This window comes from Hydrogenophaga sp. NFH-34 (assembly GCF_021401345.1).
GTDB classification, from domain to species: Bacteria; Pseudomonadota; Gammaproteobacteria; order Burkholderiales; family Burkholderiaceae_C; genus Hydrogenophaga; species Hydrogenophaga electricum.
Genome location: NZ_JACBGE010000023.1, coordinates 58,855 through 85,488 on the forward strand (window position 1 = coordinate 58,855; position 26,634 = coordinate 85,488).

The window sequence follows — 26,634 nt, forward strand, 5'->3', positions numbered from 1 at the left end:
ACGCCCATGATGCTGCCCGTTGACGAAATCCGGCTCAACTTCAACCCCGCCTCGCTGGCGCTGCTCAACGCGGTGTTGGGCTTCCTGATGTTCGGCATCGCGCTGGACACGCGGGTCGACGACTTCCGGCGCGTGCTGCGCATGCCGCTGGCCATCAGCGTCGGCGTGGCGGCGCAGTTCATCGTGCTGCCCGCCGTCACCTATGTGCTCACGCGCCTGCTGGGTGTGGGCCCGAGCGTGGCGCTGGGCATGATCCTGGTGGCCTGCTGCCCGCCGGGCAACGTGTCCAACATCCTCACCCACCGCGCCAAAGGCAACGTGGCGCTGTCGGTGTCGATGACCGCCATCTCCAACGCCATCGCCATCGTGGTCATGCCGCTGAATTTCGCTTTCTGGGGCAGCCTGCACCCCGAGGCCTCCGGGCTGCTCAAGACCATCGCGCTCGACCCGCTGGAAATGGTGGGCCACATCGTCGCCATCATCGGCCTGCCCTTCGTGCTCGGCCTGTGGTGCGCGCACCGCTTCCCGGCCTTCACCCAGCGCGTCAAGCGCGGCGTGAGCATCCTCAGCTTCGTCGCGCTGATCGGCTTCATCCTCGGCGCCATCGCCGGCAACTGGCGCTTCTTTCTCGACTACGTGGGCCTGGTGCTGCTGGCCGTGGCGCTGCACGACGCGCTGGCCTTCGGCACCGGCTACCTGTGTGCGCGCGTCACCGGCCTGCAGGACTACGACCGCCGCGCCGTCAGCATCGAGGTCGGCATCCGCAACGCCGGGCTGGGCCTGGTGCTGATCTTCAGCTTCTTCGGTGGTCTGGGCGGCATGGCCGTGGTGGCCGGCGTCTGGGGCTTCTGGGACATCATCGCCGGCCTCGCGCTGGCCGGATGGTGGGGCCGCCGCCCACCGGCTGGGGCCCCGGCCGCGACGGGGGTGCAGGCATGATTCCCATGAACGACCACGCTCTGAACACCCCGCGCGCGCGCCGCATCCTCATCACCGGCGGCGACGGTTTTCTGGGCCGGGGCCTGGTGGCCGCGCTGGCACAGCGGCCCGACACCGACGCCATCGTCGCGCTCGACGTGCGCGAAGTGCCGGCCGAGCGCCGCCAGCCCGGCGTGGCCTACCGCGTGCAGGACGTGCGCGATCCCGCGCTGGCTGACACGCTGCGCGAACACGCCATCGACACCGTGGTGCACCTGGCCTCCATCGTCACGCCCGGGCGCGACTCCAGCCGCGCCTTCGAGTACGACGTCGACGTCAACGGCACCCGCAACGTGCTCACCGCCTGCGTGGCGCAGGGCGTGCAGCACGTGGTGGTGTCCTCCAGCGGCGCGGCCTACGGCTACCACGCCGACAACCCCGACTGGCTCACCGAGGCACACCCGCTGCGCGGCAATGAAAGCTTCGCCTACGCCCACCACAAACGCCTGGTCGAAGAGATGCTCGCGCTGTGGCGCGCGGACCACCCGCAACTGGCGCAGACCGTGCTGCGCATCGGCACCATCCTGGGTGAGCGGGTCGACAACCAGATCACCGCGCTGTTTGAAAAGCCCCGCCTGCTCGCCGTGCGCGGCAGCGACAGCCCCTTCGTCTTCATCTGGGACCAAGACGTGGCCGGCGCCGTGCTGCACGCGCTCAACGGCGCACCCCCTGGCTGCTACAACCTCGCCGGCGACGGCGCGCTCAGCATCCACCAGATCGCCGCGCGCCTGGGCAAACGCACGCGCAACCTGCCCGCCGGCCTGCTGACGGCCGCGCTGGCCGTGGGCTCGCGCCTGGGCCTCACCCGCTACGACCCCGAACAGCTCGACTTTCTGCGCTACCGACCGGTGCTGCTCAACACCGCGCTCAAGCGCGAATTCGGCTACACCCCGCGCAAAACCAGCGCGCAGGCGCTGGACGGTTTCATCCTGGCGCGCGCGCAGCAAGGCCGGCCGGTGCATGTGGGCGCACTGCCCGGCCCGCAGGCCCCGCATCAGGTCAAGGCATGAGCGGGCACAGCCCCCTCTCGCGCGGCGACCTGCTGCGCGCCCTGGGCGTCATCGTCATCTGGGGGCTCAACTTCGTCGTCATGAAGATCGGCCTGCAGTCGCTCAGCCCCATGATGCTCGGCGCGCTGCGCTTCATGGCCGCGTCGCTGCCCTTCGTGCTGTTCGTGGGCCGCCCCGCGCTGCCCTGGCGCTACGTCGTGGCCTACGGCCTGGCCCAGGGCGTGGGCCAGTTCGGCCTGCTGTTCCTGGGGCTGCGCCTGGGCATGACAGCGGGCATGGCCTCGGTCGTCATGCAGACCCAGGCCTTCTTCACGCTCATCATGGCTGCGGCCCTGCTGGGCGAACGCGCGATGCCCCGCCAGTGGCTGGGGCTGTCAATCGCTTTCCTCGGCCTGCTCATGATCGCGGGCGCCCACGGCGAAGGCGCCCTGCAGATGACCCTGGCCGGCTTCGTGCTCACCCTGGGCGCCGCCTTCATGTGGGCCGTGTCCAACCTGGTGGCGCGCCAGGCCGCGCGCGCCGGCGCCTACCAGCCCTTCCCCTTCATCGTCTGGAGCAGCCTGGTGCCCATCGTGCCCTTCCTGCTGCTGTCGGCCGCGGTCGATGGCCCCGCCAGCATGGCCGCGCAGATCGTCGGCTTCGACGGCCGCGCCCTGTTCGCCGTGCTTTACCTGGCGCTGCTTGCCACCCTGCTCGCCTACAGCCTGTGGACGAAGCTGCTGCAACGCCACCCGGCCGGCCGCGTCACGCCGTTTTCGCTGCTGGTCCCGGTGGTTGGCCTGGTCGCCGCCATGACCCTGCTGGGCGAAGTGCCCACGCCGCTGCAATGGGCCGGCACCGCCACCGTGCTCGCCGGCATGGTGGTCAACCAGAGCGGCGGCTGGCGCCCGCGACGGCGGCACCATGCCGCCTGAGCCTTTTATCGGCGCCATTCCCACCCCCCTCAGCCGTCATTCCCGCCTCTTTCCCCCGTCATTCCCGCGAAGGCGGGAATCCACCCCTCCCCACCCCATGACCACCACCCGCCACCTGCGCATCACCGGCCACGTGCAAGGCGTGGGCTACCGCTGGAACATGGCGCAGCAGGCCCGGGCGCTAGGCCTCACCGGCTGGGTGCGCAACCGCCGCGACGGCAGTGTCGAAGCCCTGGCCACCGGCCCGGTCGATGCGGTGCAGGCACTCATCGACTGGGCGCAGCGCGGTCCGGCGATGGCGCGGGTGGAAGGCGTAGCGGTGGCCGAGGTGGAGAGCGGGGAAGTGCTGGGCGGGTTTGAGCAGCGGGAGACGGCGTAGAGCAGCTTCCCCGCATAAGATGGCCTCCAAACCCTAGGGAGCCCGACATGATTGTTTTCCTGATCGACGCCGACAACCTCAGTTCGCCCGCCTGGGTGAACGAAGCCATCACCGCCATCGAAGCCACCGAAGGCCCCATCGCTGTCCGGCGAGCCTACGGCAGCGCGGAGAACCTCAAGGGCCTGGCCGAACCGTTGCGAGACTGGGCGATCCGGCCGTTCCTCAATGTCTACCTCACCAAGAACACCACCGACATGGCGCTCGCCGTGGACGCCATGGAACTGGCCTGTCAGACGCCGGCTCCGCACACCGTCGTGGTCGGTTCGGGCGACGCGGACTTCGTGCCCTTGGTTGTGCGCCTGCGTGAACGGGGCATCAAGGTCCTGTGCGTGTCCGAGTACCGCAAGATGGCGCCCGAAGCACTGAAGGCCTATGACGGTGTGATCTACGTGGGCCGAACCGCTGCCGCCCGCACGGCCGCGACTCCCAAGGCGCCGCCTCCAGCCAGGAAGGCCGCAGCTCCAGCACCTGCTACCAAGAAGGCGCCTGCCAAGAAGGCACCCGCCACCAAGAAAGTGGCCGAGAAACTGACGCCGGCCGTCAACGCCACACCCGCTGACCGGGTCACCAAGGACATGGTGCTGGAGGCCATCCCCAAGCTCAAGACCGGTGAGTGGATTCCGATATCGGATGCGGCCAAGGCGTTGCACGACAAGAAGCTGCTGAGCAAGAGCGCCTCCAGCGCACGCCTCTTCAAACGTTTTCCGCAGAGTTTTGAACTGAAGCCGGAGAAGCAGCCCAATCAGGTGCGGTTGACCGGCGCCGCCGACTGAGTTCAGCCCTTGCACAAGGGCGTCTCGCGTTGCTACGCGAAGCTCGCTCGGTAGGTCACAGGGTCCAGCGCGCAGTGCTGATCGAGTGCTCCATTGAGGGCAAACAGACGTGGGGTCTGTCGAAACTCGAACAGACGGCAAAGGACGAAGTGCTCTTGGGCCTCTTTTGAAAAGTCCAGTTCGTTGCGGGTCACAAAGAAGGGCGTCTCTTTGCCAAAGGCAGTCGTCTTCACCTCGATGAAGCGCTCCCTTCCACTGGCGTCGAACGACAGCACGTCGTAGCCAAGACCGTCTCCTTTGGTTTGTGAAACATGCTCGACGCGATCTGCCAGCGTGGGCATGCCGAGCTGATTCAATCGCCAGTGCTCGAAACGAACCACAAACTCTTCTCCGGCAATACCGAGGGTCGTGTTGCGAGCCTCTCTAGCGATGTAGTCGCGTTTGACGGGCGAGTAGTCTCTGTACGGAGCGGCCTCAGATGCGATGTTCCGGCGCGCTGGTGCACCCGCGACCACCTTGGAGAAATCGACAAGTTCCGGGCTGACGGCGGGCTGTTCCACTGCTGCCAGCGCCAATGAATCGAGTGCAGCCTGTCGATTGATCTGCGCTTCGACGACTTCGCGTAACAAGCTCTGGTAGTTGGAACGAGGTTGGTATCCGCGAATGTTGGGAAAACCGAGATCAATCATCACTGCACTGATGTTGCCGTGCTTGAACTCAATGGCGCTATCTGAACGCCCGTTGAGCTTTTGTTGGAGTGCCCGACGATGTGCGGCCTTGCTGAATGACTGCCCCGCCAGCTCAAGGCTGAGCATCTTCAAGTAGTCGGCGACGATGGCTTCAACTTCCAGATGGGTCCAGTCGACGTGGCTCATTGTTTGACGATGCTTGTGGGGCGGGATGCAGTGATGATGGACGGCAACTTTTCAGGAAAGTCAGTCGGTGGAAAAAACTTCATGGCTTGTGAACGCGGTTAGTTCAAAAGCGCCGTCAAAGGCACCGCCTCCACCTCCGACGCCAGCGCATATCGGTGCAGCCCGGGATACACCACATACAGCGCATCCAGCTTCAGGTCTTCCAGCGCGATGCGCATGCTGGGCGTCAGCTTGGGCGCATCGCTGCGCTTGAACTCCACGCCGATGCGACGGTTGTCCTTGAACAGCAACAGGTCCAGCTCAGCCCCTTGGTGGGTGGCCCAGAAGTAAGCTTGATCGGGCTGGGCGATGCGAAGCACCTGTTCCAGCGCGAAGCCCTCCCAGCTGGCACCGCATAAGGGGTGCGCCAGTAGCTGCGGCAACGTCCGGATGCCCAGCAGCGCATGCAGCAGGCCGGTGTCTCGGAAATAGATCTTCGGTGCCTTCACCTGCCGCTTGGCCAGGTTCTCATGCCAGGGCTGCAGCTGACGAACCATGAAGGTCTGGGTCAGGTAGTCCAGATAGCGGCGCACGGTCTGCTCGCTGATGCCCAGTGAGCGGGCCGGTTCTGCGGCGTTCCAGGTCTGGCCGTGGTAATGCGCCAGCATCTGCCAGAAGCGCGTCATCAGCGGCGCAGGGGCGTTCATGCCCAGCAGCGGCAGGTCGCCACTCACATGGCGCTGGATGGCGGCGTGGCGCCACTGGGTGCTGACGGCGTCGTCCGGGGCCAGGTAGGCGGCCGGGAAGCCGCCGCGCAGCCAGAGTTGCTGCAGGGCTTCCGGGTCGGTGCCAGTCTCACTGATGTCGAAGCCGCCAACCTCCAGCGTGACCGCGCGGCCGAGCAGCGATTCGCTCTTGTGCATCACGCGCGGCGCGGCGCTGCCCAACAACAGGTACTGGCCGTTCAGGTGCATGCGATCGGGCCGGTCCATCAGCACGCGCAGCGTTTCGGGCAAGGCGGGCAGGTGCTGGATCTCGTCGATCACGACCAGTCCGTTCAGGCCGGCGAGCGTGCTCATCGGGTCGGCCAGACGCTGGCGCGAGAGCGGGTCTTCGAGGTCGAAGTACTGGGGGCTGGCGACGTCGATGAACTGCCGCGCCAGCGTGGTCTTGCCGACCTGCCGCGGGCCGACCAGCTCGACCGCGCGGAAGGAGTTCAGCAGCCCGGTGAGCTGGGAAGTGAGTTGGCGGCGCTCGATGAACATGCCGCCACGATATCAAACACCATGAAATTCGGTGATACCATGGCGGAATTTCATGGTCTTCAAACGTCGATGTTGCCCGCCCGCAACGCGTTGGTCTCGATAAAGTCCCGCCGCGGCTCCACCTCGTCCCCCATCAGCATCGTGAACACGCGGTCCGCCTCGATCGCGTCGTCGATCTGCACGCGCAGCAGGCGGCGCACGGCCGGGTCCATGGTGGTTTCCCACAGCTGCTCGGGGTTCATTTCGCCCAGGCCCTTGTAGCGCTGGCGGGCGGTGGTGCGTTCGGCTTCGCCGATCAGCCATTGCATGGCCTGGCGAAAGTCGCTCACCTTTTCTTCCTTCTGCTTGTCGCCTTCGCCGCGCTGCACCTTGGCGCCTTCGCCCAGCAGGCCGCGGAAGGTGTCGGCTGCGGTGGCCAGGGCGGCGTAGTCGGCGCCGTGCACGAAGTCCTGCGTAAGGATGCTGCTCTTGATGTTGCCGTGGTGGCGGCGGCTGATGCGCAGGATGGGTTTGTCGCTGCGCGCGTCGAATTCGCCGGCCACTTCGGGCGGTACGCCGGTGGTGCTCAGTTCGGCCAGTTTGGCCTGCATGGCGGCAGCGCTGGCTTCGGCTTCTTCCACCGTGTCGAGCTTGACGACCACACCATCGGCAATCGCGCGCAGGGCCTCGGCATCCATGAAGTTGGAGAGGCGGTCGATCACGCGCTCGGCGGCCTGGTGCTTGCGCGCCAGTTCAGCCAGCGTGTCGCCGTCGAGCGTGGTGCTGGTGGCGCCCCCGGTCTGCACCTTGGCGCCGTTCAGGGCGATGCGCAGCAGGAACTGGTCCAGCGCGGGCGCGTCCTTCAGGTACAGCTCTTCCTTGCCGTTCTTGACCTTGTACAGCGGCGGTTGCGCGATGTAGATGTGGCCGCGCTCGACCAGCTCGGGCATCTGGCGGTAGAAGAAGGTCAGCAGCAGGGTGCGGATGTGCGCGCCGTCGACGTCGGCGTCGGTCATGATGATGATGCGGTGGTAGCGCAGCTTGGCGACGTCGAAGTCGTCCTTGCCTTCACCGCTACCGTGGCCGCCTTCGCCACCGCCGGCCTTGCCGATGCCGGTGCCCAGCGCGGTGATGAGGGTGAGGATCTCGTTGGACGACAGCAGTTTCTCGTAGCGTGCTTTTTCCACGTTCAGGATCTTGCCGCGCAGCGGCAGGATCGCCTGGAACTTGCGGTCGCGGCCCTGCTTGGCGGAGCCCCCGGCGGAGTCGCCCTCCACGATGTAGATCTCGCACAGCGCCGGGTCTTTTTCCTGGCAGTCGGCCAGTTTGCCGGGCAGGCCCATGCCGTCGAGCACGCCCTTGCGGCGCGTCATTTCGCGCGCCTTGCGCGCGGCTTCGCGGGCGCGGGCGGCCTCCACGATCTTGCCGCAGATGATCTTGGCGTCGTTCGGCTTTTCCTGCAGGTAGTCGGTCAGCAGGCGGGCCACCACGTCTTCCACCGGGCCGCGCACTTCGGAGCTGACCAGCTTGTCCTTGGTCTGGCTGGAGAACTTGGGCTCGGGCACCTTGACCGACAGCACGCAGCACAGGCCTTCGCGCATGTCGTCGCCGCTCACTTCGACCTTGGCCTTCTTGGCGAAGTCGTTTTCTTCGATGTACTTGTTGATGACGCGGGTCATCGCCGCGCGCAGGCCGGTCAGGTGGGTGCCGCCGTCGCGCTGCGGGATGTTGTTGGTGAAGCAGAGCACCTGCTCGTTGTAGCCGCTGTTCCACTGCATGGCGACCTCGACACCGATGTTGGTGCCCTGGTCGCTGGTGCGGTCGCCCAGCGCGTGGAAGCAGTTGGGGTGCAGCACCTGCTTGCCCTTGTTGATGAACTCCACGAAGCCCTTGACGCCACCGGCGCCGGAGAAGTCGTCTTCCTTGCCGCTGCGCTCGTCCTTGAGGCGGATGCGCACGCCGTTGTTCAGGAACGAGAGTTCGCGCAGGCGTTTGGCCAGGATCTCGTAGTGGAAGTCGTTGTTCTCTTTGAAGATCTCGGTGTCGGGCAGGAAGTGCACCTCGGTACCGCGCTTCTCGGTCTGGCCCACCACCTTCATCGGCGAGACTTCGACACCGTCCTTCATCTCGACGATGCGGTTCTGCACAAAGCCGCGCGCGAACTCGATCTGGTGCACCTGGCCTTCGCGGCGCACCGTCAGGCGCAGCCACACGGACAGCGCGTTCACACACGACACGCCCACGCCGTGCAGGCCACCCGAGACCTTGTAGCTGTTCTGGTTGAACTTGCCGCCCGCGTGCAATTCGGTCAGCGCGATTTCGGCGGCCGAGCGCTTGGGCTCGTGCTTGTCGTCCATCTTCACGCCGGTGGGGATGCCGCGGCCGTTGTCGGTCACGCTGATCGAGTTGTCGGTGTGGATGGTGACGACGATGTCGTCGCAGTGGCCGGCCAGCGCCTCGTCGATGGAGTTGTCCACGACTTCGAACACCAGGTGGTGCAGGCCGGTGCCGTCGGAGGTGTCGCCGATGTACATGCCCGGGCGCTTGCGCACCGCTTCCAGGCCTTCCAGGATCTGGATCGCGCCTTCGCCATAACCCTCGCTCGCGCCGGCCTGGTGGGCGTCGATCTTGGGCTGGAAATTGGAGCTGTCGGCGCCCGCTTCACCGGTGTGGACGGTGTCTTTTCCGGAATCGGCGGGCTTGTTGGCTTCGGACATGGTGAATTTCTCTGACTTCTAGAAACACCAAACCCGCTGGTCAGCGGGTTGGCATGCAAGGTGACTGCGGTGGTGAACGCGTCAAATGCGCATTGGCATCACGACGTACTTGAACGCGTTGTCGTCGGGGTTGGTCACCAGCGCGGAGCTGTTGCCGTCCTGCAGTTCGATGCGGACCATTTCCTGGCCCATGTTCTGCAGCGCGTCGATCAGGTAGGTGACGTTGAAGCCGATTTCGATGGCGTCGCCGCCGTAGTCGATGTCGAGTTCGTCGACCGCTTCTTCCTGCTCGGCGTTGCTCGACGCCACGCGCAGCGTGCCCGGCTCGACATTCAGGCGCACGCCCTTGAACTTTTCGCTCGTCATGATGGCGGTGCGCTGCAGGCTGGCCAGCAGCGGCTGACGGCCCAGCGTGACGATGTTCTTGTGGTTCTTGGGAATGACGCGGTTGTAGTCCGGGAACTTGCCCTCGACCAGCTTGGTGACGAACTCCATGCCGTCGAAGCTGAACTTGGCCTGGTTGGCCGCGAACTGCAGTTCGATGGCGCCGTCCTTGTCGGACAGCAGGCGCTGCAGTTCCAGCACCGTCTTGCGCGGCAGGATCACTTCCTGCTTGGGCACTTCCACTTCCAGTTCGGCGCTGGCGAAGGCCAGGCGGTGGCCGTCGGTGGCCACCAGGCTGAGCTTCTTGCCTTCGGCCACGAACAGGATGCCGTTGAGGTAGTAGCGGATGTCGTGCACCGCCATCGCGAACGAGACCTGGCTCAGCAGGCTCTTGAGCGCCTTCTGCGGCACGCTGAAGGCGGGGCCGAAGCTGGCCGACTCCTGCACCAGCGGGAAATCCTCGGCCGGCAGGCTCTGCAGCGTGAAGCGGCTCTTGCCGCCCTTGAGCACCAGCTTGCCGCCGGTGTTTTCCAGGCTCACGGTCTGGTCGGCGGGCATGGTGCGCAGGATGTCGATCAGCTTGCGCGCGCCCAGCGTGGTGGCGAAGCTGCCGTCGTCACCGCCGAGTTCGGCGGTGGTGCGGATCTGGATTTCCAGGTCGCTGGTGGTCAGCTGCAAGGTCGGGCCGGTCTTGCGCAGCAGCACGTTGGCCAGGATCGGCAGGGTGTGGCGGCGTTCGACGATGCCCGCCACGGACTGCAGGGCGGCCAAAACCTTGTCCTGGGTCGACTTGAAAACGATCATGTTGCTCTTTCGCTCTGGGACCAATACCGAATCACGCTATTTTCACCATTTTGCATGGCCGTTCCCGGAGGGCGCCGCCGCGCCGTTCCGGGGCCGGGAAATCAGCCCTTGAGCGTCTGCTCCAGCACATGCAACTGCTGGTTCAGTTCGCTGACCTTCTGCCGTTCCGCCGCGATCTTGCGCACCGCGTGCAGCACGGTGGTGTGGTCGCGGCCGCCGAACAGTTCGCCGATCTCGGGCAGGCTTTTCTGGGTGAGTTCCTTGGCGAGGAACATGGCAATCTGGCGCGGGCGGGCAATGCTGGCCGGCCGCTTCTTGGAATACATGTCGGCGACCTTGATCTTGTAGTAATCGGCCACCGTCTTCTGGATGTTCTCGACGCTGATCTGCCGGTTCTGGATCGACAGCAGGTCCTTGAGCGCGTCGCGGGCGAGCTGGATCGACACGTCCTTCTGGTTGAAGCGCGAGTAGGCCAGGATCTTGCGCAGCGCGCCTTCGAGCTCGCGCACGTTGGAGCGCACATTCTTGGCCACGAAGAACGCGACTTCCTCAGGCATTTCGGCGCCCTCGGCGGCGGCCTTGTTGATCAGGATGGCCACGCGCATTTCCAGCTCGGGCGGCTCGATGGCCACCGCCAGCCCCGAATCGAAGCGCGACACGAGGCGTTCGTGGATGTCGGTCAGACCCTTGGGGTAGGTGTCCGAGGTCATCACGATGTGGCTCTTCTTGGCCAGCAGCGCTTCGAAGGCGTTGAAAAATTCCTCCTGCGTGCGCTCCTTGCCGGCGATGAACTGCACGTCATCGATCAGCAGCAGATCCAGCGAGTGGTAGCGCTGCTTGAACTCGTCGAAAGTCTTGCGCTGGTACGACTTGACCACATCCGTCACGAACTGCTCGGCGTGGATGTACAGAACCTTGGCCTGCGGCTTGTCGGCCAGCATCTGGTTGCCGATGGCGTGGACCAGGTGGGTCTTGCCCAGGCCCACGCCGCCGTAGATGAACAGCGGGTTGTACAGCTGGCCCGGCGAGCCGGCCACGTGCATCGCGGCCGCGCGGGCCATGCGGTTGGCCGAGCCTTCCACCAGCGTGGTGAAGGTCAGCTGTGGGTTCAGGCGCGAGCGGTTGGGCGCCGGCACTGCGGCTTCCACCGGTGTCGCCACGTCGGGCAGTTCGGACAGCACCTGGTCTTGCATCGTGCGCGGAGCAGGGCTTGTACGGACGGGGGCTTCACGCGGAGCGAGTGCCAACTCCAAAACAACGGGGCGGCCCTGTACGGCCTCCAGCAAGGCCGTGATGCGGGCTGCGTACTGGGCGCGGACCCAGTCCATTTTGAAGCGGTTGGCGACTTGCAGCGTCAGCTTGCCGCCGTCGTCCGACACCTGCGCGGCGAGTGGGCGGATCCAGGTGTTGAACTGCTGCTGCGGGATTTCCTGTGCCAGAAGGTCGACACAGGCTTGCCACAGCGAAGGGGCTTCGCTGTCGGTGGTCATGGGGGAGAGGCCCTCGATCATGCAAACGGGAGAAAAACGCGCTCTTGTGGACAAATGGCTCGGGGCGGGTCCGGGATTGTACGTTGCCAAGGGGACTTATCCACACCGTGCGGCCGATGTGGAGAACCCCTCCGTGCCCGGGTCGGAAACCCCGTTGAGCGGGGGTGACTTGCCGGAACACCCCATTTCTGGCGATAATTGCGGGTTTTCCTCTAACTTGAGACGCCCTGGCACTGCCCGGGCCTGCACTGCCATGGCAATGAAACGTACTTACCAGCCGTCGAAGACCAAGCGCGCCCGCACCCACGGGTTCCTGGTGCGCATGAAGACCCGCGGTGGCCGCGCGGTCATCAACGCTCGCCGCGCCAAGGGCCGCAAGCGCCTGGCCGTCTGAGGTCAGGACCGAGGCCAGAAAGGTGCCGGACCCGCATGACTGCTGGGCCGGTGCTCTGCACGCGGGTGCTTCGGCCGGTGGACTGATGCAGCGCATTCGGTCGAAGCCGCAGTTCCAGGCCACACTGGCAGGCCCTCCGGTGGCCAAAACGCTCCACTTTGCCTTGCACCGCGCGGCCCTCGACGGCCAGCGGGATGGTCGGCTGCTGTTTCCGGCAGCCGACACCTGGTTGGGGGTGATGCTGCCCAAGCGCTGGGCGCGCCGCGCGGTGACGCGCAACGCCATCCGCCGCCAGATCTACGAAGTGGCTCGACACACTGCCGGCCTGCCGCAGGCCGCGCTGGTGGTGCGTCTGCGCGCCACGTTCAGCCGCGACCAGTTCGTCAGCGCCTCGTCGGATCTGCTCAAGCGTGCGGTGCGCGCCGAGTTGCAGCAACTGCTGGGTCGTGTCGCGCGCCCGGCCGTTCCTGCGCCGACCGCGCCCGAGGTGCCCCATGCTGGCTGATTGGCCCCGCCGCGCGCTGGTTGGGCTGGTCAAGGCCTATCGCTTGCTTCTGAGCCCCTGGATCGGCAATGATTGCCGGTTCGAACCCACCTGTTCGGTGTACGCCATCGGCGCTCTGGAGCGCCATGGGGCCCTGGCGGGTACCTACCTGATGCTGCGACGCATCGGCCGCTGCCATCCCTGGTGCGATGGCGGCCACGATCCGGTGCCGGAGCGTCCGCCCCGCCTGTTCAGCCGCCTGGTGGCGGCTTCTCCTGAAGAAAAGAAGATCCCGTCATGAACGACATCCGCCGTTCCATCCTCTGGGTGGTCTTTGGTTTCTCGATGGTCCTGATCTGGGACAAGTGGCAGATCCACAACGGGCGGCAGCCGACCTTCTTCCCTTCGGCGTCCGTGTCGGCGCCCAAGGATGCGGGGGCCGCACCGGCCGCTGCCGCCGCCGATGCCAGCCTGCCGGCGGCCAGCGGTGCTGCCGGCGTGGGCACGTCGGCCCAGGCGCCAGCCGACGCGCCGGCGCCGGTGACGGTCAGCCACGAGGTCAGCACCGATGTGTTCAAGCTCACCTTCAACAGCGAAGGTGGCTCGCTCGTCGGCGCCACCCTGCTCAAGCACGCCAGCGGCCAACTGGGCACCGCGCCCTTCCAGTTGCTGACCCAGGACGCCAACCACACGTATGTGGCGCAGAGTGGCCTGATCGGTGGCGCGTTCCCCAACCACAAGACGCCGATGACCCTGGTGCCGGGGCCGACCACGCTGGTCGATGGCCAGGACACGCTGACCGTGAAGTTCGAGTCGGCCGAGGTGGGGGGCGTCAAGCTGGTCAAGACCTACACCCTGCGGCGCGGCAGCTACGAAATCGGCGTGAGCCACGAGGTGATCAACGCCGGCGCCGCAGCGGTCACGCCGCAGCTGTACGTGCAGCTCGTTCGCGACGGGCGCAAGGCCGAAAGCGAAACCCCCTTCTATTCCACCTTCACCGGGCCGGCGGTCTACACCGAGACCCAGAAGTACCAGAAGGTCGAGTTCAAGAAGATCGATGACAACAAGGCCGATTTCGAAAAGAGCGCCACCAGTGGCTACGTCGCCATGGTGCAGCATTACTTCGCCTCAGCCTGGCTGCTGGGCAATGGAGTGGCGCGCGAAAACTTCGTGCGCAAGGTGGACAACAGCCTTTACGCGGTCGGCGCCATCACCACGCTGGCGGCGGTCGAACCGGGTCAGAGCCTGAAGCTGGACGCCGGGCTGTTCGTCGGCCCCCAGGAAGAAAAGGTGCTGGAGAAGATCGCGCCCGGCCTCGAACTGGTCAAGGACTACGGCTGGCTGACCATCCTGGCCAAGCCGCTGTACTGGCTGCTGGAGAAGATCCACGGTTTCGTGGGCAACTGGGGCTGGTCCATCGTGCTGCTGGTGGTGCTGATCAAGGCCGCCTTCTACTGGCTCAATGCCAGCGCCTACCGCTCCATGGCCAAGATGAAGGCGATCAACCCCCGCATCATGGAAATGCGTGAGCGCCTGAAGAACAACCCGCAGGCCATGCAGCAGGAAATGATGAAGATGTACCGGGAGGAAAAGGTCAACCCGCTGGGTGGCTGCTTCCCGATCCTGATCCAGATCCCCGTGTTCATTGCCCTGTACTGGGTGCTGCTGTCGTCGGTGGAAATGCGCAACGCGCCCTGGATCGGCTGGATCACCGACCTCTCGACCAAGGACCCGTTCTTCGTGCTGCCGGTGGTGATGGCCATCACCACCCTGGTGCAGACCGCGCTGAATCCGCTGCCGCCGGACCCGATGCAAGCCAAGCTGATGTGGCTGATGCCGCTGGTGTTCTCGGTGATGTTCTTCTTCTTCCCGGCCGGCCTGGTGCTGTACTGGATCACGAACAACATCCTGACCATCACACAGCAGGCCTACATCAACAACAAGCTGGGCGTGCCGCTGAAGATCACCAACCCGTTCGAGCTGTTCAAGAAGTAACCCCCTGCGCCGCTGTCGCGGCCTCCCCCCAGGGGGACGATGCTGGCGGCCCGGCAAAGCCGGTTCCGCGGCATCCTGGACAGGGACACTTCGCTCGGCTGGGCCTGCTTTGGCAGGCCCTTGCTGTTTCTGAAACCCTCTGCCGCAGAATCCGACCATGCTTGCCGCCTCGCGCGATCCCATCGTTGCCATCGCCACCGCACCCGGGCGTGGGGCGGTGGGTATCGTGCGGGTGTCGGGCCAGGGGCTGATGGCTTTTGTGCGGGCGCTGATCGGGCGCGCACCCCGGGCGCGCGAAGCGACCTACCTGCCGTTCCCCGATGCGGCGGGCCAGCCCATCGACCATGGCCTGGCCCTCTGGTTTCCCGGGCCGCACTCCTACACCGGCGAAGACGTGCTGGAACTGCAGGGCCACGGCGGGCCGGTGGTGCTGCAACTGCTGCTGGCGCGTTGCCTGCAGGTGGCACAGAGCCTTGACGCCGATGGCCAGCCGCTGCTGCGCGGCCTGCGCCCGGCGCGGGCGGGCGAGTTCACCGAACGCGCTTTTCTCAACGACAAGCTCGATCTGGCCCAGGCCGAGGCCGTGGCCGACCTCATCGACGCCAGCACCGAAGCGGCGGCCCGCAGCGCGAGCCGTTCGCTGGCGGGGGTGTTTTCCGAACGCATCCACACGCTGCGCGACGCGCTCATCCACCTGCGCATGCTGGTGGAGGCGACGCTGGATTTTCCCGAAGAGGAAATCGATTTTCTGCAAAAGGCCGACGCGGCGGGCCAGCTCGGACGGCTGCGTACACAGCTGGCGGCGGTGCTGAACGAGGCGCGCCAGGGCGCGCTGTTGCGCGACGGGCTTCAGGTGGTGATTGCCGGGCAACCCAACGCAGGCAAGAGCTCGCTGCTCAATGCGCTGGCGGGTGCCGAGCTGGCCATCGTCACGCCCATCGCGGGCACCACCCGCGACGTGGTGCAGCAGACCATCCAGATCGAAGGCGTGCCCCTGCACGTGATCGATACCGCCGGCCTGCGCGACAGTCCAGAGGTGGACGAGGTCGAGCGTATCGGCATCGCGCGCGCCTGGGACCAGATCGGCCGGGCCGACGCGGTGCTGTTCCTGCACGATCTCAGCCGCTGCGACCAGCCGGCCTACCAGGCTGCCGACGTCGGCATCGCGGCCGGGCTGCCCGCAAACGTGACGGTGCTGCACGTCTGGAACAAACTCGACCAGTGCGCGCCCGGTGCCCGGCCGCTGCTGGCGCAGGCAGGTGCCGATGGCGGGCTGGCGCTGTCGGCGAAGCAGGGCGAAGGCCTGGAAGCCTTGCGCCAGCGCCTGCTGCAACTGGCTGGGTGGCAGCACGCGGGCGATGGCCTGTTCATGGCGCGCGAGCGCCACCTGCAGGCACTGCATCGGGTGCGCGCCCACCTCGACGCGGCCAGTGACTGGCTGGCGGCGCAGGCCGAACACCTCGATCTGCTGGCCGAAGAGCTGCGCCTGGCCCAGCAGGCGCTGGGCGAGATCACCGGCGAGTTCAGCGCGGACGACCTGCTGGGTGAGATTTTTTCGCGCTTCTGCATCGGCAAGTGACCGTGCCCGCATGCCGTGCTGCGGTGTGCCGCCGGGAGCGCAGGTGTAAGCGGCGGTAAGGACCTCTTGCACCGGTGGGTCTGTCGGCCTTACCGTGTGGCGCATGAACACCCTGTTGCGCCCCGCAGCGCGCGCCGACATCCTGGCACTGGCTCAGGCCGTGCGCAGCAGCGGCGCGCTCGATGCCTTGCCCCTGAACCTGTCCGAGGTGCAGTGGCTGACTTTGGGCGACTACGTGCAGTCCATGGGCCTGGAGGGCGGGCAGGTGCTGATCGAGCAGGGCGTCAAGGAGCGCACGGTGTATTTCGTCGAAAGTGGCAGCCTCACCGTGCACTACGAAGACCACCGCGAGCGCGTGCGCATGGCCATTGTGGGCGCAGGTTCGGTGCTGGGGGAGGGGGCGTTTTTCAGCCATCTGCCCCGCTCGGCCACGGTGAATGCCAGTGTCCCCTGTCGGCTCTGGTGCCTGACGCCGCTGCGCTTTCGCGAACTGGGCACACGCCACCCGGAGATCGCGCTGGATCTGTCCATGGCCATGTCGGCCGTGCTTGCGCGGCGCCTGTACAACCGCCCCAAACGCGTCGCGGTGACCTGAGGTCGAATTGTCGGGTCGAGCGGTTCAATGGGGCGCGGCATCTGCCGATATAAGACGAAAAACCTCGTTGGCGCACCCATCATGTTTCTGCTGAACTGGCTCCAAGCCAAAAAACCCGCCGCCGCTGCTCGCAAAGGCGGCCGTCTGCGGGGACGCAAAGGCGTCAATGACACCACGCTGCCCTTGGTCTCTCCCCGCCGGGGCCGCCGCATCCTGCGCCGTGAGCAGCTGTTTTCGGTGGTGCGCGAGTCCATGATCCGGGGGGGCGTGCTGTCTTCGAGCTATGAATTCAAGGTGCTCACGCTGGACGCGAACGGTGACGGTTTCATCGTGCTGGTCGACCTCGCCCTGCCGGCCGAGGCCATGCCCGACGAGTACCTGCTGGAGATCGAGCGCTGGATCACGCTGAGCGCCGAATCCCGCCACGGCATGGGCGTCCGCGGGGTCTACTGGCGCCGCAAGCCGGCACACGACCAGCAGGGCATGGCTTTGCGTGCGGCGGTGGTGGCGCAGGCTCGACGCGAGGTCATCGCCCACCACGAAACGGCGATTCCGCTGCCGCAACTCGAACACCCGGCGGGCCGTGTGCAGCCGGTGGGCAGCGACGAGGTGACGGCGTTCCGCCAGGCGCTGCAGAGTGCAGGCCCGGTCCTGCGCACCAAGGGCGCTGGCGAGTCCGATCTGCCCCCGCACCCGCCCGAATCGCACAGCGACTTCACGGCGCTGAGCGAAACCCAGTACGGCAAGCTCTAGGGGGCCGGTCGCCGCCGGCTCTGTGCCCGTTCTCAGTGGCCGGCGAAATCCACCAGGGTGAACAGCGGCAGGCCCGACGCCAGCAGCTTCTGCGAACCGCCGAGTTCGGGCAGGTCGACGATGGCGGCGCCTTCCATGACGTGGGCGCCCAGCTTTTCCAGCAGCCGCCGGCCGGCCATCATGGTGCCGCCGGTGGCGATCAGGTCGTCGATCAGCACCACGCGGTCACCCGGTTGCACGGCATCGGTGTGCAGCTCCACGGTGGCGCTGCCGTATTCCAGTTCGTAGGTTTCTTCGACCGTGGTGAACGGCAGCTTGCCCTTCTTGCGGATGGGCACGAAGCCCACGCCGAGTTCGTAGGCAAGCACGGAGCCGATGATGAAACCGCGGGCATCCAGGCCGGCCACCACGCTGGGGCGGAATTCGGGCGCCATGTAGCGGTGCACAAAGGCGTCGATCAGCACGCGAAAAACCTGGGGGTTCTGCAGCAGGGGGGTGATGTCGCGGAACTGCACGCCCGGCGCGGGCCAGTCGGGCACGGTGCGGATGTGGGCGCGGAGGAAGGCGGTGGTGTCCATGGGCGGATTATCCGCTGAGGGCACCGTCCGGGGCTGTGGGCGGCAGCGGGGCGATGCTCACCCGGCCAGCAGCTTGTCTTCGGCCAGCGCCAGTGCCGGTGCCCGGCCGCTGAGCACGAGGGTGTCGCCGCTTTCCAGCACCGCGTCGGCGTGTGCGCCCACGGTGCGGCCATTGGCCCGGCGCAGACCGGCCACGCGCACGCCCAGGGCTTCCAGGGCCAGCCCGGCCAGGGGTTTGCCGGCATGGCGGCTGGCCATGGGCAGCGTGATCGAGGCCAGGCGCTCCTGGTCGGCGTCGTCCGGCGTGTCGTCGTCGGCGCCATGGAAGTAGCCACGCAGCAGGTTGTAGCGGGCATCGCGCTGGTCCTGCACCACCCGGATCACGCGCCGCATCGGCACGCCGACCAGCGCCAGCGCATGGCTGGCCAGCATGAGACTGGCTTCGATGGCTTCGGGCACCACTTCGGCGGCACCGGCTTCGGTGAGGCGAGCATGGTCCCGGTCGTCGACCGTGCGCACCACCACCGGCACCTGGGGCGCGTGCTCCTGGGTGTGGTGCAGCACCTTGAGCGCGCTGGGCGTGTCGAGGTAGGTGATGGCGACCGCGCTGGCGCGGTGCAGGCCGGCAGCCATCAGCGCTTGCAGCCGGGCGGCATCGCCGAACACGACCGAATGGCCTGCCGCGGCCGCCTGACGCACGCGGTCGGGGTCGAGGTCCAGTGCCATGTAGGGAATGCGTTCGGCCTCCAGCAGCCGGGCCAGGTTCTGGCCGCAGCGCCCGTAGCCGCAGATGATCACGTGTTGGTCGGCATTGATCGCCTGCCGGGCGATGCGGGTCATCTGCACCGACTGCATGAGCCAGTCGCTGCCGGCCAGGCGGGTCACCACGGCGTTGGCGTACAGGATGACAAATGGCGTGGTCAGCATCGACAGCACCATCGAGGCCAGGATGGGGTTGAACAGCGCTGGCGGCACCAACTGGTGGCGGCCCGCCAGCGACAGCAGCACGAGGCCGAATTCGCCGGCCTGGCACAGGTACAGACCGGTGCGCAGCGCGACGCCCGCCGGCGCACCAAAGGCCCGGGTGAGGCCGGCGATCACCGCCACCTTGAAGCCCATCGAGAGCGCCAGCAGCACCAGCACCAGGGGCCAGCGTTCGAGCACCAGGCGCCAGTCGAGCATCATGCCGATGGTGATGAAGAACAGGCCCAGCAGCACGTCGTGGAAGGGGCGGATGTCGGTCTCCACCTGGTGCTTGTATTCGGTCTCGGAAATCAGCATGCCCGCCACGAACGCACCCAGCGCCAGCGACAGGCCCGCGTGCTCGGTCAGCCACGCCAGGCCCAGCGTGATCAGCAGCAGGTTGAGCATGAACAGCTCGTCGCTCTTGCGCCGGGCCACGAGCGTGAGCCACCAGCGCATCACACGCTGGCCACCGGTGAGCAGCACGGTCAGCAGCACCGTGGCCTTGAGCAGGGCCAGGCCAAGGGCGCGCAGCAGGTCGTCCGGGTCGGAGCCCAGGGCGGGAATCAGCACCAGCAGGGGCACCACCGCTAGGTCTTGGAACAGCAGGATGCCCATCACCCGCTTGCCGTGTTCGGTGTCGAGTTCCAGCCGCTCGGCCATGAGCTTGACCACGATGGCGGTGCTGCTCATGGCCATGATGCCGCCCAGCGCCAGCGCCATCTGCCACGACAGCTTCCACCAGTGCGGCAGCAGCAGACCCAGGGTCAGCGAGCCGGCGGTGGTGATCAGCACGGTGAACACCACCTGCGACAGGCCCAGGCCGAACACCAGGCGCTTCATGGCTCGGAGCTTGGGCAGCGAAAACTCCAGCCCGATGACAAACATCAGGAACACCACGCCGAACTCCGCCAGATGCCGGATGCCGGCCGACTGCTGGGCCAGCGCCAGCGCATGGGGGCCGATCAGCACCCCCACGGTCAGGTAGCCGAGCATGGGCGGGAGCTTGAGCGAACGGCAGGCCACCACGCCCAGCACCGCGGCCAGCAGGTACAGAAGCGTGAGGTCCAGCGAATTCATGCCGCCGATTATGGGGCGCCAGGGTTCCCCGCCGGCGCGCGCCGGACGGGATAATCCCGGCATGCATTCACCCATTTCTTTCGATCCGGCGCGGGCGCTGGAGATGGCCCGCGAGACCCTGGTCATGGAGGCCGAGGCCGTGCAGGCGCTGGCCGGCCGGCTCGACGACCGCTTCGTGCAGGCGGTGGGCCTGCTCATGGCCTGCACCGGCCGGGCGGTGGTCACGGGCATGGGCAAAAGCGGGCATGTCGGGCGCAAGATCGCGGCCACGCTGGCGTCCACCGGCACGCCGGCCATGTTTGTGCACCCGGCCGAAGCCAGCCATGGCGACCTGGGCATGATCACCGCGGCCGACGTGGTGCTCGCCATCAGCAACAGCGGCGACAGCGATGAACTCACCGCCATCCTGCCGCTGATCAAACGCATGGGCGTGCCATTGATCGCTTTCACCGGGCGCACCGCCTCGACGCTGGGGCGGCACGCGGACGTCGTGCTCGACACCTCCGTGGCCCGGGAAGCCTGCCCGCACAACCTGGCGCCGACCACGAGCACCACCGCCCAGCTCGCCCTGGGCGACGCGCTGGCCGTGGCGCTGCTCGACGCACGGGGCTTTCGTGCCGAGGACTTTGCGCGCTCGCACCCCGGCGGCGCGTTGGGCCGCAAGCTGCTCACCCTGGTCAGCGACATCATGCGCATTGGCGAACATCTGCCCCAGGTGTTGCCCGACACGCCGCTGATGGCCCTCATGCGCGAGATCAGTGTCAAAGGTCTGGGCATGAGTGCCGTTGTCGACGCCGATGGCCGCGTGCAGGGCATCTTCACCGACGGCGATCTGCGCCGTCTGATCGAAAAGACCGGCCACAGCACCGACCTGCGCGCGTTGACGGCGCGGGACGTGATGCGTCCGGACCCCCGCACTGTGCGGGCCGATGCGCTGGCGGTGGAGGCGGCCGACCTCATGGAGGCGCACCGCATCACCAGCGTGCTGGTGGTGGACGGCGCCGGCCGGCTGATCGGCGCCCTCAACAGCAACGACCTCATGCGGGCCAAGGTGATCTGAGGCGGCGACGGCCGCCGCACTCGCGTTAGCATTGCCGGATGTCTGTGCCCTTGCCGTCCTTGCGTCCCACGCTGAACTTTTCGCCTGAACTGCTGTTGCGTGCGCAGCCGGTGAGGGTGGTGTTCTTCGACGTGGACGGCGTGCTCACCGACGGCGGCCTCTATTTCAGCGAAGCGGGCGAAACCCTCAAACGCTTCCACACCCTCGACGGCCACGGCATCAAATTGCTGCAGCGCGCCGGGATCACGCCAGCCGTGGTCAGCGGGCGCGACTCGCCCGCGCTGCGCGCGCGGCTGACCGCCCTGGGTGTGACCCACACCCGCTTCGGCACTGAAGACAAACGCCCGGCGGCCGAGGCCATCCTGGCCGAGCTGGGGCTGGACTGGTCGCAGGCGGCGGCCATGGGGGACGACTGGCCCGACCTGCCGGTGCTGCGCCGGGCCGCTCTGGCCTGCTGCCCGCCCACCGCCCATGCCGAGGTGCAGGCCGTGGCCCAGATCGTGACCCGCAGCCTGCCGGGGGCCGGCGCGGCGCGCGAACTGTGCGACCTGCTGCTGGTGGCCCAGGGCGTGTACGCCCGCGAACTGGAAAGCGCCTCGCAATGAGCACCACGAACCTGCCCCTGCCCTCGCACGACGGCGCTCCTCTGCTGCGCCGCCTGCCGTTTCTTGTCTGGGACAAGCTCTCGCTCTACATTCCGGCGCTGCTGATGCTGTTGCTGGCGCTGGCCTCGTTCCTGCTGCTGCAGGCCACGCCCGAGCCTGTAGCGCCACCGGCCCCGCGCGCGATCAGCAGCGAGCCCGACAACTTCATGCAGGGGTTTTCGGTCCGCAACTTCAACGCCGACGGCTCGCTGCGTTCCGAAGTGTTCGGTACCGAGGCCCGACACCATCCCGACACCGGCAACACCGTGATCGACCAGGCCCGCATCCGCGCCTTCAACGACCGGCGTCAGTTGACGACCGCCACCGCCCAGCAGATCACCGCCAACGCGGCCGGTGACGTCTTCATCCTCGAAAAGGACGCCGTGGTGGTGCGCCAGGCGGGTCGGGCCGACGACGGTTCGGTGATCCCGCGCATGGAGTTTCATGGCGACTACCTGCGCGTGACCCTCAAGCCCGATCACCTCTCGTCGGACCGCCCTGTGCTGCTCATCCGGGGGCAGGATCAACTGGTTTCGCAGCGCCTGGACTTCGACGGTGACCAGCGCGTGGCCGACATGGAAGGGGCCGTGCGTGTCCAGTTCGCTCCCCGTCCCTGACGCCCTGCCACCGCTGGTGTTCATCACCGGCGCGTCCAGCGGCATCGGCCAAGCCCTGGCGGCGCGCTACGCCCGTGCGGGCTGGCGGCTGGCGCTGGTCGCGCGCCGGGCCGACGACATGGCCGCCTGGGCGGCCCGACAAGGCCTGGACGCCACCCGCTGCCGGGTCTACCCAGCGGACGTGGCCGACACCGCCAGCATCGTCGCGGCCGGCCGGGCCTGTCTGGCGGACCAGGGCGTGCCCGAGGTGGTGATCGCCAATGCCGGCATCAGCGTCGGCATGGACACGGCGATCGCTGAAGACCTGGTGGTGATGGAACGCACCCTGGCGGTCAACAACCTGGGCATGGCGGCCACGTTTCATCCTTTTGTCGCTCCCATGCGCGAACGGGGCCGTGGCCGCCTCGTCGGCATTGCCAGCGTGGCCGCGATCCGGGGACTGCCCGGGCACGGAGCCTATTGCGCGAGCAAGGCGGCGGTGGTGGCCTATTGCGAAAGCCTGCGCGGGGAGCTGCGAGGGACCGGTGTGGCGGTGGTGACGCTGCTGCCGGGGTATGTGGACACGCCGCTGACCCGCGAAAACCGCTATCCCATGCCGTTTCTGATGACGGCCGAGGCCTTCGCCGAACGCGCCATGACCGCGATTGCGGCGGGCGCCAGCTACCGCGTCATTCCCTGGCAGATGGGGGTGGTGGCCAAGCTGCTGAGGGGCTTGCCCAATGCGGTGTTCGACCGCCTGCTGGCCGGCCGGCCCCGCAAACACCGGGCCGGACAGGACCAGACCACCCCGGGCTGAGCCGCCAGCGCCAGCAACCGCGCCCCAACAAAAAAGCCCCCGGGCATGCCTGGGGGCTTCGCGAGGCGATCCGGCGCGGTGCGCCGGATCAGACTCTGGGGGGGTGGGGGCTCAGTAGCCGCCGCGACCGCCACCGCCATCACGGCGGCCACCGCCACCGTAGGGGCTGCGGAAGCCACCATCCTGGCCGCCGCCGCCGAAACCGCCTTCACGACGGCCGCCGCCGAAACCACCGCCACCGGTACGGGGCGGGCGCGGCTCCATCGGACGGGCTTCGTTGACCACCAGGCTGCGGCCGCCCAGCGACTGGCCATTCATGCCTTCGATCGCCGACTGTGCTTCTGCATCGCTGCCCATTTCGACGAAACCAAAACCCTTGGAGCGGCCGGTATCGCGCTCCATCATGACCTTGGCGCTGTTGACATTGCCAAAGTCCGAAAAGGCTTTGTGCAGATCTTCGTCGCGTACGGTGTAAGGCAGGTTGCCGACGTACAGTTTGTTGCCCATCTATGGGACTCCTAAGAACACTGAAAGAAATAGCGATGGAGCCCCGTCAGCACATAAACCTGTAGCACGCGAAACCGCCCGATCACTTAACTGGGCGCCGCCTCTTGGCGCACGCCTAGATCATTATGGGCCCAAGATTGTTCGAACAGGAACAATTTTTTCAAGGTCCGTCAAGGCCCGGCCTCCTGTTCGACGTGTTATCACAACAATTCCGGGCCCATTGCCCAGCTTTGGTGCAGGTGCGCATGGCGTGCAAGCCTTATATACTGTGTTTTCAGCGCCGATTTGTTCCGGATTGCGGGCGCTATAGAAATGCCGCTAAAGGGGGGATGCCCGGTCTGCCTCTTGGTGGAGCCGGGTTTTTGTTTTTCTGGGCCCCGCACGACGGGGATGCGCCACGTGATCGTCACACCCCAAACCTTTCGGTTCGACCAGCCCTTGCCGCTGCGCAGTGGCGCGGTGCTGCCGGCCTACGAGCTGGTGGTGGAAACCTACGGCACGCTCAATGCCGACAAGTCCAACGCCGTGCTGATCTGCCACGCCCTCAACGCCAGCCACCACGTTGCGGGGTTTCACGCCGACGCCCAGGGCCAGCCCCTGCCGCGCAGCGAAGGCTGGTGGCACAACATGATCGGGCCGGGCAAGGCGGTGGATACCGACCGGTGGTTCGTCATCGGCGTCAACAACATCGGCTCGTGTTTTGGCTCGACCGGGCCGACCCACACCAATCCGGCCACCGGGCAGCCCTGGGGCGCCGACTTTCCCGTGGTGACGGTGGAGGACTGGGTCGACGCGCAGGCGCGGCTGCTGGATGCCCTGGGCATCCACACCCTGGCGGCGGTGATGGGGGGGAGCCTGGGGGGCATGCAGACCCTGAGCTGGACGCTGCAGTACCCCGAGCGGGTGCGGCACGCGGTGGTGGTGGCCAGCGCTCCCAACCTCACCGCCGAGAACATTGCCTTCAACGAGGTTGCCCGCCGTGCCATTGTGACCGACCCGGACTTTCACGGGGGGCACTATCTGCGGCATGGCACCCTGCCGCGCCGAGGCCTGCGCATCGCCCGCATGATCGGCCACATCACCTACCTGAGCGACGACGTGATGAACGAGAAATTCGGCCGTTCGCTCAAGCCGGCGGATCTGGCCGATGCCCTGGCCGGCGGGGAGCCACCCGCCACAGGACCGTGGGGCTATCGCTATTCGACGCAGGATGTCGAGTTCCAGATCGAGAGTTACCTGCGCTACCAGGGCGACAAGTTCAGCGAGTATTTCGACGCCAACACCTATCTGCTGATCACGCGGGCGCTGGACTATTTCGATCCGGCGCGCGCCTACGACGGCCAGCTCAGCGCGGCGCTGGCGCGCGCGACGGCCAAATTCCTGCTGGTGAGCTTCACCACCGACTGGCGGTTTTCGCCGGCGCGCTCGCGCGAGATGGTCAAGGCGCTGCTGGACAACCGCCGGGAGGTCAGCTACGCCGAAATCGACGCGCCTCACGGGCACGACGCCTTTTTGCTCGACGACCCTCGCTACCACGCGGCCGTGCGGGCCTACTTCGAGCACACCGTGGGTGCCCCGAGCCGGAGGGCGGCATGAGCGAACACCAGATGATCGAATCGATTGCCCGCCTGGTGCCGCCCGGCTCGCGCGTGCTGGACCTGGGCTGCGGCGACGGTGCCCTCATGGCCCACCTCCGCGACACCCGGCAGTGCACGGGCTATGGCGTCGAAATCGACGACACCAAGGTACAGGCCTGTCTGCGCCGCGGTGTCAGCGTGCTGCAGCTCAACCTGGAAGCCGGGCTGACCATGTTCGGGGACGACGCTTTCGACGTGGTGCTGCAGATCGACACCCTGCAGCATCTGCGCAACGCCGAAACCATGTTGCGGGAGACCGCGCGCGTGGGCCGGATCGGTATCGTGGCGTTCCCGAACTTTGCCCACTGGCCGAACCGGGTGGCGGTGTTGCAGGGACGCATGCCGGTGACCAAGCGGCTGCCGTTCCAGTGGTACGACACCCCCAATATCCGTGTCGGGACCTACGCCGATTTCGAGGTGCTGGCGCGCAGTTGCGGTCTGAGCGTCGAAGACAGTTTCGGGCTGCATGAGGGGCGGGAAGTGCGCAGCCTGCCCAACCTGCTGGCCAGCACGGCCGTGTTCAAGCTGAAAAACTGACCACCCATTCGCCCGCGGGTCGGCTAGAATCGCCGCCTACCCGTCATTGGGGAGTAGCCGACCTGACGAGCCCGCTACGGGCCGCAGGAGCTTGCGTCAACACACTTGGTCCCCACGGCCATGGCGCAGGCAGCTCCAAGCCTGGCAAGACCTTTGACCACAACGCCTCCGGTTGGGCCGGGAGCGCGTTGTGGTCTTTGTGTTTTCTGGCCCTGGAGTCCCCACCTTGGAAGCTTTTCTCGTTTCCACCGGCATTGTCGCCTTGGGCGAAATGGGCGATAAGACCCAGTTGCTGGCCATGCTGCTCGCGGCCCGTTTCCGCAAACCCCTTCCCATCATGCTCGGCATCTTCGTGGCCACCCTGGCCAACCATGCCATGGCCGGCGCTGTCGGCCAATGGGTGGCCGAGGCCATCGGTCCGCAATGGATGCGCTGGATCATCGGCGGCTCGTTCCTGGCCATGGCGATCTGGATGCTGATTCCCGACAAGATCGATGAAGACGATGCCGATGCCAAGTCCCTGCGACTGGGCGTGTTCGGCACCACCGTGCTGGCCTTTTTCCTGGCCGAAATGGGCGACAAGACCCAGATCGCCACCGTGGCGCTGGCGGCGCGTTACACCGACTTCTTCGCGGTGGTGGCCGGGACCACCCTGGGCATGATGCTGGCCAACGTGCCGGCGATCTACCTGGGCGATCGCATTGCGCGTGGGGTCTCGATGAAGCTGGTGCACAGCATTTCGGCCGGCATTTTTGCCGTGCTGGGGGTGTTGACCCTGCTGGGCATCGACCGCTTCTTCTGAGGCTGC

At 66.7% G+C, this 26,634-nt stretch carries 27 protein-coding genes and 2 riboswitches; of the genes, 19 read left to right on the forward strand and 8 right to left on the reverse strand.

The window, feature by feature from the left end:
- The first annotated feature begins 6 nt into the window (after positions 1-6).
- The 5 genes from L0977_RS19815 to L0977_RS19835 all read left to right on the forward strand — a co-directional run bounded on the left by L0977_RS19815 (position 7) and on the right by L0977_RS19835 (position 4,114).
- Positions 7-939: a bile acid:sodium symporter family protein gene (locus tag L0977_RS19815; RefSeq protein ID WP_234266592.1), complete on the forward strand. Its 933-nt coding sequence runs from the start codon at positions 7-9 to the stop codon at positions 937-939.
- Between the two features lie 5 nt (positions 940-944).
- Entirely contained in the window at positions 945-1,988 is a 1,044-nt protein-coding gene (locus tag L0977_RS19820; protein ID WP_234266593.1) for an SDR family oxidoreductase, read from the forward strand.
- Complete coding sequence (locus tag L0977_RS19825; protein ID WP_234266594.1) at positions 1,985-2,902, forward strand: EamA family transporter; 918 nt, start codon at positions 1,985-1,987, stop codon at positions 2,900-2,902. The genes L0977_RS19820 and L0977_RS19825 overlap by 4 nt, the downstream gene beginning before the upstream one ends.
- Positions 2,903-2,999: 97 nt before the next feature.
- The gene (locus L0977_RS19830; protein WP_234266595.1) at positions 3,000-3,281 is read left to right on the forward strand and encodes an acylphosphatase; all 282 of its coding nucleotides are present in this window, start codon (positions 3,000-3,002) and stop codon (positions 3,279-3,281) included.
- 47 nt (positions 3,282-3,328) lie between these two features.
- Positions 3,329-4,114 (forward strand): NYN domain-containing protein, encoded by a 786-nt coding sequence (locus L0977_RS19835; RefSeq protein ID WP_234266596.1) that lies wholly within the window; start codon positions 3,329-3,331, stop codon positions 4,112-4,114.
- 32 nt (positions 4,115-4,146) lie between these two features.
- On the opposite strand, the gene L0977_RS19840 is transcribed toward L0977_RS19835, so the two are convergent.
- From L0977_RS19840 to dnaA, 5 genes are all read right to left on the reverse strand, one after another.
- Complete coding sequence (locus L0977_RS19840; RefSeq protein ID WP_234266597.1) at positions 4,147-4,989, reverse strand: DUF3883 domain-containing protein; 843 nt, start codon at positions 4,987-4,989, stop codon at positions 4,147-4,149.
- Positions 4,990-5,087: 98 nt separating this feature from the next.
- Positions 5,088-6,233, reverse strand: a complete 1,146-nt coding sequence (locus L0977_RS19845; RefSeq protein WP_234266598.1) for an ATP-binding protein — start codon at positions 6,231-6,233, stop codon at positions 5,088-5,090.
- Between the two features lie 59 nt (positions 6,234-6,292).
- Positions 6,293-8,929, reverse strand: a complete 2,637-nt coding sequence (gene gyrB, locus L0977_RS19850; RefSeq protein ID WP_234266599.1) for a DNA topoisomerase (ATP-hydrolyzing) subunit B — start codon at positions 8,927-8,929, stop codon at positions 6,293-6,295.
- 81 nt (positions 8,930-9,010) lie between these two features.
- Positions 9,011-10,117 carry a DNA polymerase III subunit beta gene (dnaN, locus tag L0977_RS19855; RefSeq protein WP_234266600.1) on the reverse strand — a complete coding sequence of 369 codons (1,107 nt, stop codon included), beginning with the start codon at positions 10,115-10,117 and terminating at the stop codon, positions 9,011-9,013.
- A 101-nt stretch (positions 10,118-10,218) separates the two neighbouring features.
- Positions 10,219-11,607, reverse strand: coding sequence for a chromosomal replication initiator protein DnaA (dnaA, locus tag L0977_RS19860; protein WP_234266601.1), 1,389 nt, complete (start codon positions 11,605-11,607; stop codon positions 10,219-10,221).
- Positions 11,608-11,866: 259 nt separating this feature from the next.
- On the opposite strand from dnaA, the gene rpmH reads away from it, so the two are divergent.
- From rpmH to L0977_RS19895, 7 genes are all read left to right on the forward strand, one after another.
- Complete coding sequence (rpmH, locus tag L0977_RS19865; RefSeq protein ID WP_234266602.1) at positions 11,867-12,001, forward strand: 50S ribosomal protein L34; 135 nt, start codon at positions 11,867-11,869, stop codon at positions 11,999-12,001.
- Positions 12,002-12,086: 85 nt separating this feature from the next.
- Positions 12,087-12,506, forward strand: coding sequence for a ribonuclease P protein component (locus L0977_RS19870; RefSeq protein ID WP_234266603.1), 420 nt, complete (start codon positions 12,087-12,089; stop codon positions 12,504-12,506).
- Positions 12,496-12,786 carry a membrane protein insertion efficiency factor YidD gene (gene yidD, locus L0977_RS19875; RefSeq protein WP_234266604.1) on the forward strand — a complete coding sequence of 97 codons (291 nt, stop codon included), beginning with the start codon at positions 12,496-12,498 and terminating at the stop codon, positions 12,784-12,786. Before L0977_RS19870 ends, yidD begins: the two co-directional genes overlap by 11 nt.
- Positions 12,783-14,480: a membrane protein insertase YidC gene (gene yidC, locus L0977_RS19880; RefSeq protein ID WP_234266605.1), complete on the forward strand. Its 1,698-nt coding sequence runs from the start codon at positions 12,783-12,785 to the stop codon at positions 14,478-14,480. The genes yidD and yidC overlap by 4 nt, the downstream gene beginning before the upstream one ends.
- Positions 14,481-14,637: 157 nt before the next feature.
- On the forward strand, positions 14,638-16,059 hold the full coding sequence (gene mnmE / locus L0977_RS19885) for a tRNA uridine-5-carboxymethylaminomethyl(34) synthesis GTPase MnmE (protein WP_234266606.1): 1,422 nt from the start codon (positions 14,638-14,640) through the stop codon (positions 16,057-16,059).
- Between the two features lie 103 nt (positions 16,060-16,162).
- Positions 16,163-16,654: a Crp/Fnr family transcriptional regulator gene (locus tag L0977_RS19890; protein ID WP_234266607.1), complete on the forward strand. Its 492-nt coding sequence runs from the start codon at positions 16,163-16,165 to the stop codon at positions 16,652-16,654.
- Between the two features lie 81 nt (positions 16,655-16,735).
- Entirely contained in the window at positions 16,736-17,407 is a 672-nt protein-coding gene (locus tag L0977_RS19895; protein ID WP_234266608.1) for a hypothetical protein, read from the forward strand.
- Between the two features lie 32 nt (positions 17,408-17,439).
- Here the strand turns inward: L0977_RS19895 and L0977_RS19900 are convergent, their stop codons facing one another.
- Both L0977_RS19900 and L0977_RS19905 read right to left on the reverse strand, forming a co-directional pair.
- Positions 17,440-17,985 carry an adenine phosphoribosyltransferase gene (locus L0977_RS19900; protein WP_234266609.1) on the reverse strand — a complete coding sequence of 182 codons (546 nt, stop codon included), beginning with the start codon at positions 17,983-17,985 and terminating at the stop codon, positions 17,440-17,442.
- A 57-nt stretch (positions 17,986-18,042) separates the two neighbouring features.
- On the reverse strand, positions 18,043-20,028 hold the full coding sequence (locus L0977_RS19905; protein WP_234266610.1) for a monovalent cation:proton antiporter family protein: 1,986 nt from the start codon (positions 20,026-20,028) through the stop codon (positions 18,043-18,045).
- Between the two features lie 61 nt (positions 20,029-20,089).
- Here L0977_RS19905 and L0977_RS19910 point away from each other — a divergent pair, with 61 nt between their 5' ends.
- From L0977_RS19910 to L0977_RS19925, 4 genes are read left to right on the forward strand one after another with little or no spacing between them, the layout of a single operon-like run.
- Positions 20,090-21,088 carry a KpsF/GutQ family sugar-phosphate isomerase gene (locus L0977_RS19910; RefSeq protein WP_234266611.1) on the forward strand — a complete coding sequence of 333 codons (999 nt, stop codon included), beginning with the start codon at positions 20,090-20,092 and terminating at the stop codon, positions 21,086-21,088.
- Positions 21,089-21,126: 38 nt separating this feature from the next.
- Positions 21,127-21,693 (forward strand): KdsC family phosphatase, encoded by a 567-nt coding sequence (locus L0977_RS19915; RefSeq protein ID WP_234266612.1) that lies wholly within the window; start codon positions 21,127-21,129, stop codon positions 21,691-21,693.
- Positions 21,690-22,349 carry an LPS export ABC transporter periplasmic protein LptC gene (lptC, locus tag L0977_RS19920; RefSeq protein ID WP_234266613.1) on the forward strand — a complete coding sequence of 220 codons (660 nt, stop codon included), beginning with the start codon at positions 21,690-21,692 and terminating at the stop codon, positions 22,347-22,349. Before L0977_RS19915 ends, lptC begins: the two co-directional genes overlap by 4 nt.
- The gene (locus L0977_RS19925) at positions 22,324-23,145 is read left to right on the forward strand and encodes an SDR family oxidoreductase (RefSeq protein WP_234266614.1); all 822 of its coding nucleotides are present in this window, start codon (positions 22,324-22,326) and stop codon (positions 23,143-23,145) included. Before lptC ends, L0977_RS19925 begins: the two co-directional genes overlap by 26 nt.
- Positions 23,146-23,256: 111 nt before the next feature.
- On the opposite strand, the gene L0977_RS19930 is transcribed toward L0977_RS19925, so the two are convergent.
- On the reverse strand, positions 23,257-23,652 hold the full coding sequence (locus L0977_RS19930) for an RNA recognition motif domain-containing protein (RefSeq protein WP_234266615.1): 396 nt from the start codon (positions 23,650-23,652) through the stop codon (positions 23,257-23,259).
- Positions 23,653-23,919: 267 nt separating this feature from the next.
- A riboswitch (SAM riboswitch) is annotated at positions 23,920-23,995 on the forward strand.
- Between the two features lie 47 nt (positions 23,996-24,042).
- Between L0977_RS19930 and metX the strand changes: the two genes are divergently transcribed.
- The 3 genes from metX to L0977_RS19945 all read left to right on the forward strand — a co-directional run bounded on the left by metX (position 24,043) and on the right by L0977_RS19945 (position 26,628).
- On the forward strand, positions 24,043-25,248 hold the full coding sequence (gene metX / locus L0977_RS19935) for a homoserine O-succinyltransferase MetX (RefSeq protein ID WP_234266616.1): 1,206 nt from the start codon (positions 24,043-24,045) through the stop codon (positions 25,246-25,248).
- Positions 25,245-25,826, forward strand: a complete 582-nt coding sequence (metW, locus tag L0977_RS19940; protein ID WP_234266617.1) for a methionine biosynthesis protein MetW — start codon at positions 25,245-25,247, stop codon at positions 25,824-25,826. The genes metX and metW overlap by 4 nt, the downstream gene beginning before the upstream one ends.
- A gap of 36 nt (positions 25,827-25,862) precedes the next feature.
- Positions 25,863-26,047: riboswitch (yybP-ykoY riboswitch) on the forward strand.
- 5 nt (positions 26,048-26,052) lie between these two features.
- Positions 26,053-26,628 carry a TMEM165/GDT1 family protein gene (locus L0977_RS19945; RefSeq protein WP_234266618.1) on the forward strand — a complete coding sequence of 192 codons (576 nt, stop codon included), beginning with the start codon at positions 26,053-26,055 and terminating at the stop codon, positions 26,626-26,628.
- Positions 26,629-26,634: the final 6 nt, after the last annotated feature.